Source organism: Aestuariibacter sp. A3R04 (assembly GCF_018860805.1).
Taxonomy (GTDB): domain Bacteria; phylum Pseudomonadota; class Gammaproteobacteria; order Enterobacterales; family Alteromonadaceae; genus Alteromonas.
This window is the reverse complement of record NZ_JAHKQR010000001.1, coordinates 727,726-746,408: the sequence shown is the minus strand read 5'-3', so window position 1 is coordinate 746,408 and position 18,683 is coordinate 727,726. Positions and strand designations below refer to the sequence as shown.

Sequence of the window (18,683 nt, the reverse complement as noted above, 5' to 3'; positions counted from 1 at the left end):
AATTGTCAGTACGGTTTAAATACTCACGCGTTTGTACGGGCGGTACTCTGCTTGCCAAAAGTTCTTATCAATACTGCTTTTCAACGCCTCATCTGACATTTCTAATGCCAGACCCTGTGCCATCGCAATCTTACCCACGGCAAAGGCAATGTCTCTGCTCAGTGAAGCAATTTCAGTGAGTGGGGGTAACAAGCCTCCGTCTCGGGTATTTGCAAGAGGAGAGGCCCCTGCTAACGCATTACTTGCCGCCATCAGCATTTCATCACTGATAAGTTTGGCTTTACTGGCAATAACACCCAGACCAATGCCCGGGAAAATATAGCTGTTATTACACTGAGCAATGGGAATGCTCTTCCCGTTGTATTCAACCGGCTTGAACGGGCTGCCAGTAGCAATTATCACGCCCCCATCTGTCCATTCAATGACCTGTTCCGGACGAGCTTCTACCTGCCTGGAGGGGTTACTAAGCGGAAATATAATTGGCAAATCGCAATGAGCTTTCATGGCTCGAATAACTTGTTCGGTAAACAAACCTGGTTGCCCAGAAACACCAATGAGTACATCGGGTTTAGCGCAATGCATAACATCGAGTAACGATGGGTACTCACCAGAATAGTTCCACCCTTCAATACTCGCTCTGTCTTGCTGCAACTTTTGCTGGAAATCCCGCAAACCTTCCATACCCTCCGTGAGGAGACCGTAGCGATCTATCATAAACACTTGTTTTCGTGCTTGGTTGTCGGTGATCCCCTCAGAGACCATTTGTTGTATAAGCATCTCAGCAATACCACAACCGGCAGAACCGGCGCCCACAAACACGACTCTCATTTCGGACAATTTGCGCTGTGTCGTTCTACAGGCAGCCAAAATGGTACCTAATGTTACAGCAGCAGTCCCCTGGATATCATCGTTAAAACAACAAATTTCGTTTCGATATCGCTGCAATAAGGGCATGGCATTAGGCTGAGCAAAATCTTCGAACTGAATCATCACCTCGGGCCAACGGCGTTTGACCGCCTTAATAAACATGTCCACAAACTCATCGTATTCATCCTGCCCGATACGGGGATGTCTCGCCCCCATGTACATGGGGTCGTTAAGGAGTTTTTCGTTGTTCGTACCCACATCCAACATCACAGGTAGTGTGTATGCAGGGCTGATGCCACCACAGGCGGTATACAGGGATAACTTTCCAATTGGGATCCCCATCCCCCCGATTCCCTGGTCGCCAAGACCCAATATCCTCTCGCCGTCGGTGACGACAATAACTTTTACTTTGCGCTTAGTGGCATTGCGTACGATGTCATCCAACTGATGACGCTCTTCCCAGGACACAAACAAGCCCCGTGAACTGCGATAAATATCGGAGAACTGCTCACACGCATCGCCTACGGTAGGAGTGTAAATGATGGGCATCATTTCTTCGATATGAGACTGGATAAGGCGATAAAACAAGGTTTCGTTGTTATCCTGAATAGCTCGCAGATAAATGTGCTTATTCAATGCATCATCAAAAGAACTGTATTGTAAAAAAGCCCGCTCAACTTGCTCTTCAATGGATTCATACCTGGGCGGTAATAAACCAGTGAGGTTAAATGACGCACGTTCTCGCGCCGTAAAAGCACTGCCCTTGTTTAACAAGGGCGTTTCTAATAGTGAAGGGCCAGCGTGGGGTATATATAGATATCGGTTTGACTCGTCTGACATTGTTTTTCCGATTTATTGTTGGCAATTTAGCCCGGCCATAAAAAACCTTCTCGCCTAAAAAATTTCCTCTGGCTCGGGCGCTGAATTTTCGTCACCTTGAGCTGGGTCAACCACTTCGTCATCTAGTACGAACACCTTAGGTTCAGTGCCCTGCTTAAAGTATTCGAACAGTGTCGTATGGTCTGTGCGTCGGGTCAACTTCCCTGTGGTTCTATCTATGCGAACTCGTACCACTCCATCGGGAATCGCCATAGGCTGTTCTGGCACGCCGTCAAGCATCTTTTGCATAAACCTGATCCAAGCAGGCTCTGCTGCTTTCGCACCATCTTCACCGCCAATCATAGCATTTCCAAACCAATTAAATTTTTCAGGATTCCGATTAATAAGGTTTTGGTTGCGGGTTGCACGCCCTAAATTTCGGTTCATATCATCAAAACCCACCCAAGCTGTTGCGATGATATCCCTATGAAATCCGCTGAACCACGTGTCGCGGGCATCATTCGTCGTACCGGTTTTGCCGGCCAAATCATCACGCTGAAGAATATTGCGCGCGCGCCACCCAGTACCCATCCAATAGGTTTTCTTGTTCCAGCTACCGTTTGCCCGTACGCCCGTTCTCATCATGTCAGCCACGAGAAAAGCATTTTCGGCACTGATAACCTGTGGAGCAGAGCGCTTTTCAGGCGCATCAGGTTGATTGCTCGGAATAGTGGCAGCCAACCCACCTTCTTTGTTCAATTGCGCTTCCAACAAAGCTTCGAGATTTTCCTCCTGCTCAATGACATTCCCCTGATCGTCACGACAGGGATTACAGGCCCAGGTGGGTTCCGTTTTCCACAGCACTTCACCGAGCTCATTTTCCACCCGATCAATAAAATAAGGGGTAACTAAAAAGCCGCCGTTGGCAATCACCGACATCGCTCTTACGACCTCAAGAGGGGTATGAGAACCAGAACCTAAAGATACTGTTTCATCATTGGGGATCTCGTCAGGATCAAAACCAAATTTTGCCAAATGTTCCCGGGCCTTTTGCAAGCCTACACCACGCATTAGACGCACTGAAACTACGTTTTTAGATTTACCCAGAGCCACTCGCATACGTATGGGACCATCATACTCAGGTGGTGAGTTTTGCGGACGCCATGCCACACCAGTTGACGCGTCCCACTGATTAATCGGCGCATCGTTAATCACCGACGCCAGTGTGTAGCCGTTTTCTAAAGCGGCGGAATAAATGAAGGGCTTGATGTTCGAGCCAACTTGGCGCTTTGCCTGTGTCGCCCGGTTAAATTGACTCTGGTAAAAACTGTAGCCCCCCACAACTGCCTGTACCGCACCATTGTGTGGATTGAGAGCAATGAGCGCACCACTAACGGCCGGCACTTGTGATAGCTTCCACAGGTCGTCTTCTTTGCGAATGTAAATTACAGCGCCAGGTGACAATATGTCAGCGGCTACCTCGGGTTCTTTGCCCTGCCGCGAATCAGTGATATAAGGCCGGGCCCAGTCAAGCCCTTCCCAGTTTAGCGTTCTGGTTTCTCCGTTGAGATCTAATACTGTTGCCGAGTTTTCCGCAACTTCTGTTACTACAGCAGGCACCAGCGGGTGGAAATGGGGAACACTGTCCAGAACGGTTTTTATCTCTTCAAGAGTCCAGTCCGCTTTCCCTTTAGGTTCAAACTGAGGGCTGTCTGCCACTGTTTTTGCCTCTTCAGGACGATTCCACAACCAGGTAACCGGACCGCGATAACCATGACGCTCATCGTAATCGTGAAGGTTGCGCACTACGGCTTGTTGTGCTGCCAGTTGTGTTTCTGAGGGCACCGTAGCGTAAACCTGATACCCACCAGTTTCCGCCTCTTCTTTACCGTACAGCTCCACCATTTCATTATAAATGTAATCTGCCAGGTAAGGCGCATCTACGTCAATTTCAGCACCGTGTTTTCTGGCGGTAACCGGCGCCGCCACCGCTTCGTCAAATTCAGCTTTAGTAATAAAACCTTCATCAAGCATCCGCAGTAAAACAATACGTCTGCGTTCAACGGAACGCTCTGGTCGACTCACTGGATTGAGCACTGAAGGTGCCTGAGGTAATCCGGCAATGGTAGCCAATTGAGCTAGCGTAAGATCCTTTAAGTTCTTTCCGTAGTAAACTTGCGCAGCAGCGCCAAAACCAAACGCTCGGTGACCCAGTTCTATTTTGTTCAGGTACAGCTCCAGAATCTCTTCTTTCGTCAATACCTGTTCCATATGAATGGCAATGAATATTTCTTTAATTTTGCGGATAAAAGTTTTGTCACGGGTCAGAAAAAAGCCCCGGGCCAACTGCATTGTGAGCGTGCTGGCCCCTTGCTGCTTCTCTCCGGTAAGCACCAGATTTATTGCAGCCCGTGCGACCCCAATGGGGTCGATGCCGTGATGCTCGTAAAAGCGACTGTCTTCTGTTGCGATCACCGCTTCGATTAATTTTTCCGGAACATCCTCAAGTTTTACCGGGATCCGCCGTTTAACTCCATATTGAGAAATCAATTTTCCGTCTTGGGTATAAATTCTCATAGGTGTCTGCAAACGAACGTCCTTCAGGACAGTGACGCTAGGCAGGTCTGGTTTGATATAAAAATAAATACCAGTTAACGCGGCAATTCCGAGAACGCCGCCTATAATTATCAATAAAAATAGGGGTTTGATGTACTTCACGAGGTTGCTATTACCCAGAGTGTTGTGTCAGTTAGACCGAAAAAATTATACCTATGTACCGGTATTAGAACCATACAGTTTAAATGTTTTACGATACATTCTACTTTAGAGCATTAATTTTCGAGATTCGGACGTCTGCAGATGAAATCGCTGTTTAAGAAAAAGTTAGCGCCTATTGTGGGCCTCGACATAGGTACGCGTCAAATAAAAGCGGTACTTATTGAGCGCTCGGCGAAAGGATTTGTTCTACAAGCGTACGCTTGTGAACCCATTGTGAAACGCGCATTCGCCGAACGGGAAATTAAAGATTTCGACGCGATAAGCCTGACCTTAAAAAAAATAAAAAAGATCCTGAAAACCAAGGTTAAAACTGTATCTATTGCCGTTGCCGGTTCCTCTGCCCTAAGTAAGATCGTCCACATGGACCCAGATCAAACTGACTATGAGCTCGAAGGCCAGATTGAAATTGAGGCAGACAGCCTTATTCCCTATCCGCTTGAAGAAGTGTACTTGGATTTTGAAGAACTCGGGCCGAGTCAATCCCACCCGGGAAAAAACAACGTACTGCTCACTGCTGCACACAAAGATATGGTAGACAGTCGCATTACCCTGGTACGTGAAATCCCGTTCGAACCCAAAATCGTCGACATGGAAGGTTATGCTCTGGGCAACGCGCTGTTCTATTTTAACCCTATCGAAACCGAAGACGAGCGAGTATGTTGTATTAATCTTGGTGCATCTTTGCTGCAATTGTGCGTGTGGCAAAACGGAGAAGTCATTTATACAAAAGAGCATGCTTTTGGCACTAATATGCTGATGCAGGACCTCGCTGCGATTAACATGCTGGATGCCGAAGAAGTTGAAAAACAGATATTAGCCGGTTCGTTACCTGGCAACTGGGAACAGGATACACTACCGATTTTTGCGGCCAACTTACAGCAGCAGATTAATCGAGCTATTCAAATGTACGTTTCTACCCTGCACGCGGAACGTCCCGAACGTATATTGCTATGTGGCGGCGGCGCCACCATACCCGCCTTAGTAGATACGATTCGTCAGGATATCGGCATGGAAGTGAGTGTGTTTAACCCCTTCGAGGGCATGGCGATTAACCCCAAACTCAACCGTGACAGACTAAACCAAATAGCACCCCAACTGGCACTTGCTGCCGGTTTGGCCAGTCGGAGCTTTAGCGAATGGCACATGTAAATTTACTTCCCTGGCGGGAGAAACAACGGCAACAGCAAAAACAAAACTATTTAGCCAGCTTGCTGGGAATAGCCATGCTCGTGGGTGCTGTTTTCTGGCTCATTGGTCAAGCGATAGACAACCAAATCAGCAATCAGAATTCACGGAATAACTACTTGAAGCAGGAAATAGCCGCGTTAGACAGTCAAATTGCAGAAATTCAAAAAATCAAAGAAAGTAAAAAAGCTATAGAACAACGCATGGCGTTAATAGAACAGCTTCAGATCAGCCGCAACGTTGCGCCAAAGGTATTCGATGAGCTGGCCAAAATTGTTCCGGCAGGCGTGTCTTTTCTGTCAATGAAACGCAGAGGCAACCATATTGAAATTCAAGGATTAAGTGACTCCAATAACCGCCTTTCCGATTTTATGCGCCGCTTGGAAAATTCAGAGGTTTTCACTGGTGGCGAGCTATCTTCTATAAAAGCTGACACGTCAGCGCGGGACGCGGTGAGCGATTTCACACTGACGTTTGTTATCAGCCCAAGCGTATCTCCGACACTTGAACAGGCACCCACAGGAGCCAACCCATGAGCTTCGACGTACACAAGCTAAAAGAACTCAACGAACTCGATTTTGATCAGGTGGCAATTTGGTCAAAAGAAGTGAAAATTGTGGTGGCCCTATTCGTTATGATTGTAGTTGGCGCTTTGGGATACTGGTTCATTGTGAAACCCAAACTACCGATACTCGATCAGGTTGAAATTGAAGAACAGGAACTCAAATTACAGTTCCAGGCCAAATATCGCATTGCTGTGAACTTAAACGCCTATAAAGAACAACTCAAGCAAATAGAGGCCGACTTCTCCACCATGCTTCGTTCTTTGCCAACCAATAATGAAACCCCGGGGTTACTCGATGATATTACCTATGTGGGTACAACATCCGGCCTGACTTTCAAACTGTTAAACTGGCAACAGGAAATACCCAAAGAATTCTATACAGAATTGCCCATAGAAATAGAGGTATCCGGGGGATACCACAACTTCGGAGCATTCGTTTCAGAGGTTGCTGACCTACCGAGAATTGTAACGCTTCACGATTTTGAGATTATTCACGAAGGCAATAGACTAAACTTGCAGATGCAGGCCAAAACATACCGCACTTCAATGTCCGACCAACCGGAGGTACAGCAATGATACACGCCAACCTTCGCATAGTTATGATCTTGGTTATTGGTCTGCTTAGCAGCGGCTGCGCGCCAAAAATCGATGATTTAGTCGCCTATACCGCTCAAGTGAAAGCGACAACATCGGTACAAGTGGATCCCTACCCTGAGTTCAAGTCGCAACCGGCATTTAAGTACGATGCGAGTTCGTTTCGCAGCCCCTTTGCCAGACCTCAGGACCGAACGTCACCGGTAGTGGCAGCCACGAGAAACAACTGCATTCAGCCCGATTTCGACCGAAAAAAAGAAAAATTAGAGAAGTATGGTCTTGATTCTTTAACGTTATCTGGCACATTTAGCACGCAAGGTGTACGCTGGGTATTGTTTAAAACAACCGAAGGTGCGCTCTTAAAAGCCCGAAAGGGGAATCACGTCGGCTTGTTTTATGGTGAAATCACCCATATTGGTGACGACGCGATTATTATTGAACAATTGCTGCCCGATGGAGCGGGATGCTGGCAACGGGAAAAAACCACGCTGATGATGAACACGTCAGCAGGAGATAATAAAAATGTCTGAGCGATACGTATTCAATAGCCCACAGCTACGGAGTAAAAGATGGGTCTGGCTTTGTGGGAGCCTGCTGCCCTTTGTAATCGGCGCCTCTTTTGCAGAGCCTTTGCCAGCTCCGGCACAACAAGCCGAAGCGGTGCTACTTGACCCATATGCAGAAGAAGAGCAAGCTTTTGCATCCACACTAACCAACATTGATTTTTCCCGGGAAAGCGACAGACTTGCCATTACTACCCTTGCTTTTGACAACGATAAAGTCAATGCACAGTTAATTGAAGCACAGGGACGTCTGACAATTATGCTTCCGGAAACCACTCTGGCAGAAGACCAGTTGGTAGAATTGGATGTTTCTCAGTTCAGTACCAGTGTTAAAACCATCGAAACTTTCCAAGAAGCAGACCATGCCAGAGTGGTTATTCAGTACGATGGCAATGTCCTGGCGAGACACCGTAAACAGGGTGACTCATTGCGCATCGAAATTCAGCCGATGACCAAAGAAGAACTGGCGGAAATTGACAAAGATCCAACCTATTCCGGTAAGCCTATCTCGCTGGATTTCCAGGATGTTCCAGTACGCCAGGTTTTGCAAATTATTGCACAAACCAACGGCTTTAACCTTGTGACTACCGACACTGTGACCGGGAATGTCACTATTCGTCTGGAAGGCGTTCCCTGGGATCAGGCGCTAGCCATGATCCTTAAAATTAAAGGCCTTGATAAACGAATGGAAGGCAATATTTTGCTTGTTGCCCCTGCAGAAGAACTCACCGCAAGAGAGACGGCGCAACTGCAATCGGTTAAGCAAAAATCAGATTTAGCCCCGTTACAAACCGCCAACATTACAGTGAACTATGCGAAAGCTGAAGCCCTCGCGGTAATTTTAAAATCCCAGGATGGCGGCATTCTATCCGAACGCGGTTCAGTCACCGTGGACGAAAGAACAAACACATTACTCATACGCGATACGCAACTCTCCATCGATGAAGCAAGAGCGGTGATCAACGCGCTGGATATTCCGGTAAAACAGGTGTTGATTGAATCTCGCATGGTAACGGTGAGAGACAATGTGGACGAAGAGTTAGGTGTGCGCTGGGGATTCACTGACACCCAAAGCAACGGAGCCATTTCTGGCTCGATTGAAGGTGCAGATTCTGCGTCGTCTGGCGTTGTTCCTTCCATTGATAACAGATTAAATGTGAACCTCCCTGTTTCCAATACATCAGCCGGGCGAATAGGTTTTCAAATTGCAGAATTAGTAGACGGTACGATTCTCGATTTAGAACTTTCCGCATTGGAATCAGAGAACAAAGGTGAGATCATTGCCAGCCCGCGTATTACGGTAGCGAACCAGCACGAAGCGTACATTGAGCAGGGTACAGAAATTCCCTATGTACAGGCCACCTCAAGCGGTGCTACTTCGGTCGAATTCAAAAAAGCTGTATTGAGTCTGAAAGTGACGCCTCACATTACACCGGATAACCGTATTATCCTGGATTTAGTTGTTACTCAGGATACTCGTGGTGAAACCGTCTCCACTTCAACAGGTCCTGCGGTGGCAATTGATACACAAGAAATTAAAACCCAGGTATTAGTAGACAATGGTGAAACGGTAGTATTGGGAGGCATATTTCAGCAAACCGACACTAATGACATCACCAAAGTGCCTCTGTTTGGCGATTTACCAGTAGTGGGAAATCTGTTTAAAAATACCTCGACGGTTTTTCAAAAACGTGAGTTACTGATTTTTGTCACCCCCAAGATCGTCACTGATTCATTGTAAAATGGGACGTTAAAAGTAAAACTTAAGGAAAAGGGCTTTTTAAAGCCCTTTTCAGTTTTTTATAACCTACTGTTTTCTAAGTTGATAGATTAAAAGTACAACAAAACTTGCATCGCCGGCAGTGAAACTGAGATAATCGCGCTCTCGAAATTAAAGCGAGGTTTTAAGTGTTGTGCTCGTTAGTACAAATAACAGGCGCAAGTGAACGGGTAGCGAAGAAGCAAGACAACTACCCTTAACAGTATAAAAGTTGTGATATAAGCAAATATGGCTGAAAAACGTAATATCTTTTTGATTGGCCCAATGGGTGCCGGTAAAAGCACAATCGGCAGACACCTTGCAGACGAACTCCACCTTGATTTTTATGATTCCGACCAGGAAATCGAACGCCGTACAGGCGCGGATATCACTTGGATATTCGATTTAGAAGGTGAAGAGGGTTTTCGCAAACGCGAAGAAAACGTCATTAATGATTTGACGGACAAGCAAGGCATCGTCCTGGCTACTGGTGGAGGTTCAGTCACCAATAAGGCCGTGCGTAACCGTTTGTCTGCACGCGGCATCGTGGTTTATCTCCAGACAACCATCGATAAGCAGGTTGCGCGTACTCAGCGCGACAAGCGCCGGCCGTTGTTGCAGCAAGGTGAACCCGAGCAAATTCTTCGGGATTTGGCCGATGAACGCAACCCCTTGTATGAAGAAGTCGCGGACTATATCGTTGATACCGATGACCAATCTGCAAGAGCAGTGGCAAACCAAATCATCAGTAAAATCGGATTATAAGTAACATTTAGTACGGAGCTACGTGATGTCGACGTTAACTGTAGAACTCGGAGATCGTAGCTACCCGATCCTCATTGAAGCGGGTCTGCTTTCTCAACCTCAGTTATTTAAACCTTTCATTAAAGGTCCTCTGGCGGTCATCGTTACCAATGATACTGTCGCCCCACTTTACCTGGATAGAATTAAAGCCGCTTGTGGTGATGTCAGGGTGGAAACCATCATTATTCCCGATGGGGAGCAGCACAAGTCTCTTGAGCAATTCAATGTCATCATGACCCGCTTGTTGGAGATGAATGCAGCCAGAGACACGACACTCATAGCATTGGGCGGAGGTGTTATCGGTGATTTATGCGGTTTTGCTGCTGCTTCATATCAACGCGGCGTACCGTTTATACAAGTGCCCACTACGCTACTTTCCCAAGTCGACTCTTCTGTGGGTGGAAAAACCGCGGTGAATCACGCCCTTGGAAAAAACATGATTGGGGCCTTTTATCAACCAATATTCGTTGCCATTGATACCCAGACCTTATCTACCCTGCCAGCCCGGGAGTTTGCCGCCGGAATGGCCGAAGTGGTGAAGTACGGTATCATTTATGACAAAGATTTCTTCAAGTGGTTGGAAGAACATGCCGATAACCTGAAAAAGCTCGAATCACAGACTCTTGCAGAGGCCATTTACCGGTGTTGTGACATCAAAGCTGATGTAGTGGCAAAAGATGAGCGAGAGGGGGGCTTGCGCGCCATACTCAACCTCGGTCATACCTTTGGTCATGCAATAGAAGCAGAGCAAGGCTACGGCAACTGGTTACACGGTGAAGCTGTTGCTGCAGGAACAGTACTTGCATGTCAGACAGCAGAAGCACTTAATTGGATGACGGCGTCAGAAAGCCGACAAGTTAAAGCATTGCTTGAAGTATTTGATTTACCGGTTTCAGGCCCCGACAATATGTCGAAAGAAGCTTACATGAAACACATGCGTCGCGACAAGAAAGTTGAAGCTGGAAACATTAGGTTTGTCATACCCAAAGGAATTGGCCACGCTGTGGTGACTAAAGAAGTGAGCAACGACATCCTGAACCGGATTCTCAACTAACGGCAGTGCCAACGGTAGGTTGCTGAGGCAGTCACTGCAATCGTCTAACAGGCAGTGAGCAACAGAGGGTGTAATGGTGCAATCTGAATTGCATGAAAGACTGGAATACCTGGTCAATTATTCTTCACAACTGATTTTTGTCAGCGGGGATTCCGTTGCACAACAAAAGAAAACCCTGGAGTCATTTGTATTCCAGCAGCATGACGAAACGGAAATAGCGTATTTGTCAGCAAAACCAGATATGGACTTGTCTGACTATCGACGTGAGCTTTGTAAACAGCTTTTGGGTACCCTTGTTGGTAGCTATGTTCGCCCGCTAAATGAATTACTGGCAGGCTTAAACGAACATGTGGGCCCCATTCTGATTACAATAACGCAAGCGGAACACGTACCTGACGCCCTGTTGCAGGAATTGTGGGATCTTGTACTTCAAAGCCGGTTCGCTGGGAACAAGCAACATCTCAATGTATTATTGTTTGGCGAAACACAGTGGGCTGAGAAGGCAAAAAAATGGCTGCCTGCAAAGAATACCGAAACGCCTCTGCTAATAAGCAGTCAATCAGTGGCGGCTCAACAACCTGGCTCAGAGTTAGATATTATGATTGAGAACCGACGTAAAGCTTTCCACGAACATTTAGCAAATCGCGATGGATACAAGGGTCACATAGAAACTAAAAGTGCCAGTAAATTAAGCTCCCCACTTTTTATATCTCTGGTCGTCATACTTTTCGTTTGCGTCTTTGGCGGTTTAGTGTACTGGCAGTATAGCGATGACATCAATGCCCTGTTCACTCCCATCGAGCAACCTGCTCCCGTTGAAACATCGGTTCAACCTGGCTCCGCTTTCAATGAATTGCAATCTGGTGATACCGAACAGGATGTGGCAACCACAGGCACTGACAACAAGGTGGTTACAAGTTGGGACGATGCTGTAGCCGCAATTGATAATGCTCCGAAAGATGCCGAAGCAGCCGCACAAGGGCAACTGGCGACAGAGGAAAACGAAGACTTGCTGGCCTTTATTGAAGATGTCACATCAGAGCCCGTTGCCAGCGACACAGTAGTTGCCGGTGACGACATAGCGACATCTCCTGAACTTTCTGAAGAAGAAGCCAACAGCAGTGTTGCAACAGATGACAGTGACCCTGCTAACCGTTCCGCATTTGCAGACAGCGTAGTCGACTCTGTCTCTTCCAATGATGCTTACAATCTATCAAGAGAGCCCCTCTCTGCCTCCGGTTTTTCTGATATGACAGTGAGCAAAGCTCCCGTCGCAACATCTTCTAAAAAGCCTGAGGGTAACCAAGACAGTAGCGTTCTCTCCCCATCGGTAGATGAATTGCAGTCAGATGGGCAGACAGGCGAATCGCCTCTGTTGGAGAACAACAGCGCTGAAGCACAAATCGCTCAAACAACAGCCCCGACTACCACCATCGCCCCGACAGATTCAGTGGATAATGCAGAGGAACCAACAAGTACCCGCATTGTCGAAGACGCCCCTTTAACACTACCAACCGGAACTTCACAAGCATCTTTTGGCTCAAAAGATTACGACAACCAGGAGTTGTCGGAAATCATCGACGCCAAAGACTATGTAATCCAGTTAGCCGGTTTAAAAGACGAAGCACTGATGCTTGAGTTTATTAGTGATAACAATCTGAAACCCTACATTTGGGTTTACCGCACACAGCGTTATGGCGGAGACTGGTATGTGCTTATTTTTCGTCAGCAGTTCGATAGTTTTTCTGCCGCCAGTGCAGAGGTGACTAACTTACCTCCGTTTCAGGGCCGGGAAAATGCGTTTATAAAACGAGGGCAGAACATCCTTGATGAACTGAAGATTGGCGCGAACTGATGCCAACACAAATTTGGGTTGACGCTGATGCATGCCCGGTGGTGATCAAGGAGATATTATTCAAAGCTGGTCACAGAGCAAAGGTTATGGTGACGTTTGTAGCCAACCACAGCATTCGCGTTCCACCTTCTCCTTGGCTCAAACGTTTGCAGGTAGAAAAAGGGTTCGATATCGCCGACAACGAAATTGTAAGACGCGTGAATAAGGGCGATTTGGTGATCACCTCTGACATTCCCCTAGCCGATGAAGTCATTACCAAGGGAGCTGGGGTACTTACCTCTCGCGGAGAGCAATTGACGAAGGAAAATATTCGGTCGCGACTAAACATTCGTGATTTTATGGATACGATGCGCGCAAGTGGTGTGCAAACATCAGGCCCTCCGCCATTATCCCCAAAAGAGAAGCAATCCTTTGCCAATGCATTGGACCGCTTTTTGGCGCATCGCGACTAAGAACCCGAACGGGAATTGTGCAATTTTTGTCACAATGCACATCGCGCGAGCGATTGCAGGTTGTGGCTACCAACGATGACAGATACAATTGTCAGTGTTGTCCCTCATAGGATTTTATCTCGGCATTGTATAAAGCCCCTGCGATTTTCCGAGTAGGACATAACACTGTATTGGTTCTGTTCGTCGGTTGAATTCCAACGGGCCTGGGAAAATCTACTAATAACATCCTTTTCACGTTAATGACGTGGTGCGCGCAGGTATTATTCAAAGAGCATGAAGCAGAAAAAAAACCGGGCATTTTTGAAGTGGGCCGGAGGCAAGTATAGTCTGGTAGAAAATATCAATGCCAAGCTCCCACAGGGTAACAGGCTCATTGAGCCCTTCGTAGGCGCCGGCTCTGTTTTCTTGAATACCGACTTTAAACGTTATTTGCTGAATGATATCAACCCTGATCTCATCAATTTGTACAACTTTCTTAAAGCCCAGCCCGATGCGGTTATCCACGATGCCTCTCGTTTTTTCACTCCTACACACAATGACGAGGCTACATACTACGCATTGAGAGAAGAGTTTAACCAAACCACGGATGAATATTACCGTGCGATCTTATTTCTCTATTTAAACCGCCATGGATACAATGGGCTGTGCCGCTATAGTTTGACCGGACGATTTAACGTGCCTTTTGGCCGGTATAAACAACCTTATTTCCCCCACGAAGAAATGCTGGTGTTTGCGGAAAAATCCCAAAAGGCCGTATTTACGTGTTTGCCCTTTGAAAAAGTTTTCAGTAGAGCCAGAAGAGGCAACGTAATTTACTGTGACCCGCCCTACGCGCCCATCAGCCAAACTGCTGCATTTACGAGCTATGCAGCAAAGCATTTTGGTATAGACGCACAACACAAGCTGGCCTCTTTGGCCATTCGCGCGTCAGCGGTGAGAGGGATCCCGGTTTTGATTTCTAATCACGACCTTGCGCTTACTCGTTCGCTATATGAGATAGCGGAAATGTCGGCGTTAACGGTGAAGCGTTCAATTAGCAGAAACGGGGCAAAACGCCAGCCGGTTGAGGAATTACTGGCGTTCTTTCCGCCCAATCCAGACCTACCGCCGCCAAAAAGAAGAAAGACGCGCACAGCAAAATAGCGCTTGATTGCGGCAGGTATTGACGGGTATGACTCAGGCGAGAATAAGCTTGACGATTAAAGCAAGGGTTATAACGAGCAACGCAACAAATACCACCCCCATGACGACATAACTTGCCACTTTTCCATGATTGAAATCTCGCTCATAATTACTGTGACTTTGCACGCCAAAGGCACTGGCCAACACGCTAAGCATCATCGACCATAAACCTGGAGATGACTTGTGCTCTATAACACTGAGACGAATCATGGCGACGCCTTTTTCTAACGGTATTTAAATATTGAGCTGACGCTATCCGGTTTGCCGTACAGCAATTCGAGTAAATCAAAAAAATGAAACTGATAGGACGGCGATTTGCCAGAAAACCATTCAAGCCAACTCACTTCACTCACCACTGCCGCGCTACAATGACTCATCATCTGAGCGGCGGGTAACGCTTGGTTGTAATCACTCGTGCTCGCAGGCTCATATTCACAGACAGCCATAGCCTGAGTACCCACAAATTCCTGGCCCAGAAACAAAAAAGTCGCCACGAAAAAAAACAGCATTGTGGTTTTCTTGCAGAGAAAATCCCGTGAATTCGTACTTCTTGTGCTGCCCATAAGCTATTACCAAGGTTATTTATTAATCATAGTATAACGCTTTAAATCACGTGAACAAGCGTTAACGCTTAAGGTTACAAAAAGAAACAAATTCCCTCCTTCAAGCGAGCGATAACCTAGCAGTACTGCCATTTTGTTTTGCAATAAAAAAAGCCGAAGCAATAAATGCCCCGGCTTTGACCTTCAACATTATACTCTTTGCTGCGCTGTTACAGTTCGAAGTCCATTCCGTAAGCAACAACAAACTTCACAGAATCATTGTCATAGGCGTCCGCACCAGTGTCGTCCAGGTCAGTACCCGTTACTGCAAAGCTGAAACCGTCTTTGGCAATAGAGATCGCCCAGTCTGCATAACCATCTGGTACGCCGTTAAAATCTTCAGCAAAATCCCCTTGGTGATAACCTACGTGCAAACCCAACTCAGCGCCAGACGCAACTGGCATTGCGTAATCTAAGGAAATATAAGACGCCGAACCGAAACCGTAATCACGCTCGATGGTACCATCATCAACAGCCATTGTTTCGTCGTGCTCTGTGTTTGCCAGCAGTGATAAAGTCGCGCTAAAGCCACCGTAACCAATGCTACCGTATACTTCACCGAAATCGAAATCAGCCTCGTCATCGTAGTTATAGTACAAGTAACCTACGTCATAAGTGAAATCACCCGCCTCACCAGAAAAACCGAAATAAAGGTCGTGCTCATAAGAATAAACGTCATCGGCACCATAGTTCACGTTCGACGCCCACGTACCTGCGTAAAAACCACTTTCGTGTGCGTAGTCGATACCGCCTTGAACCGCCGCGTCATTAGTTGTTTGAGTCAAACCACGCCAAATGTAGTTGTTGGTAACACTCACATTGGCACTGAGCTCTGCAAAAGAAGGCGCTGAAGCTAACAGAGTAGCTGAAGAAACGGCAACAGCCAGCAAAGTTTTTTGGATACGAGTTTTCATGTGTTCTCCGATAATTTTTAATATATCTAGGTTTTATGCGATTTGTGTTTTTATTGTTTTTATTAGGTTTTTCTATCTCTTTGACTTAACGCAAAAGTGATGCCCACATGACCATTTTTTTTGAACATTAAGAAATCAGGAATAACTAACTGAATAAAATAGATTTTTATTCATCAGTAATAATTTTCAGGCCAGTTTATTGGCGAAGGCACCAACATGGATCGCACCAACTTGGTACGCAATCACACAATTGGTGCAATCCCGGTGCAAGACAAATGACTTAGCACGGGGTATTATCCGCATCGTCTTGTCGCCATAGATAAAGGTAATGATAATGAACGACTATTTAATCGCCCCTTCTATTCTTTCCGCGAACTTCGCGCGTTTGGGTGAAGACGTTGATAATGTACTTGCGGCAGGCGCAGACGTGGTGCACTTCGATGTCATGGATAATCACTATGTCCCTAATTTGTCTTTTGGCCCTATGATTTGTAAGGCACTCAGGGAGCATGGCGTAACAGCGCCCATCGATGTACACCTTATGGTGTCCCCCGTTGACGATCTCATTCAGCAATTTGCAGATGCCGGCGCAAGTTATATCAGTTTTCACCCTGAGGCATCCGCGCATATAGACCGCTCTTTGCAGTTAATTATTGACAATGATTGCCAGCCAGGTCTGGTGTTCAATCCTGCCACACCACTGCACTACCTCGACCACGTCATGGACAAACTCCATCACATTTTGATCATGTCGGTGAATCCTGGTTTCGGCGGCCAGTCATTTATTCCTTCAACGCTAGATAAGGTAAGAGCGGTGAAACAACGGGTAGAGGAAAGCGGCAGAAATATCAGAATTGAAATTGACGGCGGGGTAAAAGTCGATAACATTCGAGCCATTGCACAAGCAGGGGCTGATATGTTCGTAGCCGGCTCGGCAATTTTCAACGCGCCGGATTACAAACAGGTGATAGATTCAATGCGGGAAGCATTGCGCTTAGCCCGCGAGCAAGCATAAATTTTAAGATTTTCACACAGGTAAAATGTAATGAGCAAGAAACCGATCGTACTTAGTGGCTGTCAGCCATCAGGACAACTCACCATAGGTAATTATATGGGTGCACTCAAGCAATGGGTTGCCATGCAAGATGATTATGACTGCCTTTATATGTTGGTCGATCTTCACGCCATTACAGTAAGACAAGAACCGACTGCACTTCGCGAAGCCTGTCTTGATGGTTTGGCGCTCTATCTTGCCTGTGGCATTGACCCTGAACGCAGCACTTTATTCGTTCAGTCTCACGTCCCCGAGCACGCGCAATTGGCCTGGATCCTCAATTGCTATACCCAAATGGGTGAATTAAATAGAATGACGCAGTTTAAAGATAAGTCGGCCAAAAACGTCAGTAATATCAATGCAGGGCTTTTCACCTACCCTGCGTTGATGGCTGCAGACATCTTACTCTATCAGGCAAATCAGGTGCCTGTGGGTGACGATCAAAAACAACACCTCGAATTGTCCCGCGATGTGGCAACCAGAATGAATAACCTGTACGGTGACATGTTTACCGTACCTGAGCCTTATATTCCTGAATTTGGTGCCCGCATCATGAGCCTTCAGGATCCATCGAAAAAAATGTCTAAATCAGATGACAACGCGAATAACTTTATTGGGTTACTGGAAGATCCCAAAAAACTGGCTAAGAAAATTAAACGCGCTGTAACCGATTCAGACGAGCAGGCACGCATTTACTTCAATCCCGAGGAAAAACCCGGCGTATCTAACCTTTTAACCTTACTTTCTCTGTCTACTGGACGGAATATTGATGCCTTGGTCCCGGAGTATGAAGACAAAATGTACGGTCATCTCAAAGGCGACGTGGCCGATGCTGTGGTCAGTCTTCTTGAGCCGGTACAAGCCCGATTTAAAGCAATACGTGAAGACCGTGCTTACCTGGACAAAGTGATGAAACAAGGTGCGCAAAAAGCGTCTGAGCGCGCCGCCGTCACACTGGACAAGGTGCACGATACACTCGGCTTTATACCTCGCCCTCGTTAATAGCGGGGCTTGACGTAACACGCTGTGTTGTTATTAATTGATAACTTCGATTCTTTTACTCACAATTTGGCCCGTTATTTTGAAGAACTGGGTCAGCGAGTCCATGTGGTGAGAAACGACGCACTCACCCTAGCGGATATCGAGGCAATGTCTCCAAAACGCCTGGTGTTTTCACCAGGCCCTTGCACACCTGACGACGCAGGCATCACCCTTGATGCCATTGAGCATTTTGCCGGTCGCATTCCCATGCTCGGTGTTTGTCTCGGTCACCAGTCCATCGGCCAGGTATTTGGGGGTAGAGTCATCACAGCCAGTGAAATTAGGCACGGAAAAACATCTCCTCTGTACCATACTAATAGAGGTTTGTTTTCTGCCTTGCCTCAAGGTTTTTCTGTTACCCGCTATCACTCTTTGGTTGTAGAGGCACAGTCGCTTCCCGCGACACTTTGTGTCGATGCGTGGTGTGAAAATTCTCATGGCGAACGTGAAATCATGGCGCTCAGACACGTCACCCTGCCCGTGTGGGGCGTGCAGTTTCATCCAGAATCTCTGCTTACCGAACACGGCCATCGGGTTTTAAAACGGTTTCTGACACTTTCAGAAGCATTACTCTGTTGAGCCCTTCTCCCGGTAA

At 46.8% G+C, this 18,683-nt stretch carries 18 protein-coding genes; 13 read left to right on the top strand and 5 right to left on the bottom strand.

Translation table 11 applies throughout. From position 1 onward, the window contains the following. Positions 1 to 15 precede the first annotated feature (15 nt). Entirely contained in the window at positions 16 to 1,707 is a 1,692-nt protein-coding gene (locus KO518_RS03165) for an NAD-dependent malic enzyme (RefSeq protein ID WP_216024338.1), read from the bottom strand. 54 nt (positions 1,708 to 1,761) lie between these two features. Next, positions 1,762 to 4,404, bottom strand: a complete 2,643-nt coding sequence (locus KO518_RS03160; protein WP_216024337.1) for a penicillin-binding protein 1A — start codon at positions 4,402 to 4,404, stop codon at positions 1,762 to 1,764. A 141-nt stretch (positions 4,405 to 4,545) separates the two neighbouring features. Here KO518_RS03160 and pilM point away from each other — a divergent pair, with 141 nt between their 5' ends. From pilM to KO518_RS03110, 10 genes are all read left to right on the top strand, one after another. Continuing rightward, positions 4,546 to 5,613 (top strand): type IV pilus assembly protein PilM, encoded by a 1,068-nt coding sequence (pilM, locus tag KO518_RS03155; RefSeq protein ID WP_216024336.1) that lies wholly within the window; start codon positions 4,546 to 4,548, stop codon positions 5,611 to 5,613. Next, a complete protein-coding gene (locus KO518_RS03150; protein WP_216024335.1) occupies positions 5,601 to 6,185 on the top strand; it encodes a PilN domain-containing protein in 585 nt (194 codons plus the stop codon). Before pilM ends, KO518_RS03150 begins: the two co-directional genes overlap by 13 nt. Continuing rightward, positions 6,182 to 6,790, top strand: coding sequence for a type 4a pilus biogenesis protein PilO (locus tag KO518_RS03145; RefSeq protein ID WP_216024334.1), 609 nt, complete (start codon positions 6,182 to 6,184; stop codon positions 6,788 to 6,790). The genes KO518_RS03150 and KO518_RS03145 overlap by 4 nt, the downstream gene beginning before the upstream one ends. Beyond that, positions 6,787 to 7,338: a pilus assembly protein PilP gene (locus KO518_RS03140; RefSeq protein WP_216024333.1), complete on the top strand. Its 552-nt coding sequence runs from the start codon at positions 6,787 to 6,789 to the stop codon at positions 7,336 to 7,338. Before KO518_RS03145 ends, KO518_RS03140 begins: the two co-directional genes overlap by 4 nt. After that, complete coding sequence (locus tag KO518_RS03135) at positions 7,331 to 9,112, top strand: type IV pilus secretin PilQ (protein ID WP_216024332.1); 1,782 nt, start codon at positions 7,331 to 7,333, stop codon at positions 9,110 to 9,112. Before KO518_RS03140 ends, KO518_RS03135 begins: the two co-directional genes overlap by 8 nt. A gap of 267 nt (positions 9,113 to 9,379) precedes the next feature. After that, positions 9,380 to 9,895 (top strand): shikimate kinase AroK, encoded by a 516-nt coding sequence (gene aroK, locus KO518_RS03130; protein ID WP_216024331.1) that lies wholly within the window; start codon positions 9,380 to 9,382, stop codon positions 9,893 to 9,895. A gap of 25 nt (positions 9,896 to 9,920) precedes the next feature. Beyond that, complete coding sequence (aroB, locus tag KO518_RS03125) at positions 9,921 to 10,988, top strand: 3-dehydroquinate synthase (protein ID WP_216024330.1); 1,068 nt, start codon at positions 9,921 to 9,923, stop codon at positions 10,986 to 10,988. A gap of 73 nt (positions 10,989 to 11,061) precedes the next feature. Continuing rightward, the gene (locus KO518_RS03120; protein WP_216024329.1) at positions 11,062 to 12,843 is read left to right on the top strand and encodes an SPOR domain-containing protein; all 1,782 of its coding nucleotides are present in this window, start codon (positions 11,062 to 11,064) and stop codon (positions 12,841 to 12,843) included. Then, positions 12,843 to 13,295: a YaiI/YqxD family protein gene (locus tag KO518_RS03115; protein WP_216024328.1), complete on the top strand. Its 453-nt coding sequence runs from the start codon at positions 12,843 to 12,845 to the stop codon at positions 13,293 to 13,295. Before KO518_RS03120 ends, KO518_RS03115 begins: the two co-directional genes overlap by 1 nt. Positions 13,296 to 13,568: 273 nt before the next feature. Next, positions 13,569 to 14,438: a Dam family site-specific DNA-(adenine-N6)-methyltransferase gene (locus KO518_RS03110; protein WP_216024327.1), complete on the top strand. Its 870-nt coding sequence runs from the start codon at positions 13,569 to 13,571 to the stop codon at positions 14,436 to 14,438. 33 nt (positions 14,439 to 14,471) lie between these two features. Here the strand turns inward: KO518_RS03110 and KO518_RS03105 are convergent, their stop codons facing one another. The 3 genes from KO518_RS03105 to KO518_RS03095 all read right to left on the bottom strand — a co-directional run bounded on the left by KO518_RS03105 (position 14,472) and on the right by KO518_RS03095 (position 15,993). Beyond that, positions 14,472 to 14,687: a DUF2970 domain-containing protein gene (locus KO518_RS03105; protein ID WP_216024326.1), complete on the bottom strand. Its 216-nt coding sequence runs from the start codon at positions 14,685 to 14,687 to the stop codon at positions 14,472 to 14,474. Between the two features lie 14 nt (positions 14,688 to 14,701). After that, entirely contained in the window at positions 14,702 to 14,986 is a 285-nt protein-coding gene (locus tag KO518_RS03100) for a hypothetical protein (RefSeq protein WP_216024325.1), read from the bottom strand. 263 nt (positions 14,987 to 15,249) lie between these two features. Continuing rightward, entirely contained in the window at positions 15,250 to 15,993 is a 744-nt protein-coding gene (locus tag KO518_RS03095; protein ID WP_216024324.1) for a TorF family putative porin, read from the bottom strand. A 334-nt stretch (positions 15,994 to 16,327) separates the two neighbouring features. Here KO518_RS03095 and rpe point away from each other — a divergent pair, with 334 nt between their 5' ends. From rpe to KO518_RS03080, 3 genes are read left to right on the top strand one after another with little or no spacing between them, the layout of a single operon-like run. Beyond that, positions 16,328 to 17,008 carry a ribulose-phosphate 3-epimerase gene (gene rpe, locus KO518_RS03090; protein WP_216024323.1) on the top strand — a complete coding sequence of 227 codons (681 nt, stop codon included), beginning with the start codon at positions 16,328 to 16,330 and terminating at the stop codon, positions 17,006 to 17,008. 30 nt (positions 17,009 to 17,038) lie between these two features. Continuing rightward, positions 17,039 to 18,049 (top strand): tryptophan--tRNA ligase, encoded by a 1,011-nt coding sequence (gene trpS, locus KO518_RS03085; RefSeq protein ID WP_216024322.1) that lies wholly within the window; start codon positions 17,039 to 17,041, stop codon positions 18,047 to 18,049. A gap of 24 nt (positions 18,050 to 18,073) precedes the next feature. Then, positions 18,074 to 18,667: an aminodeoxychorismate/anthranilate synthase component II gene (locus tag KO518_RS03080; protein WP_216024321.1), complete on the top strand. Its 594-nt coding sequence runs from the start codon at positions 18,074 to 18,076 to the stop codon at positions 18,665 to 18,667. Positions 18,668 to 18,683: the final 16 nt, after the last annotated feature.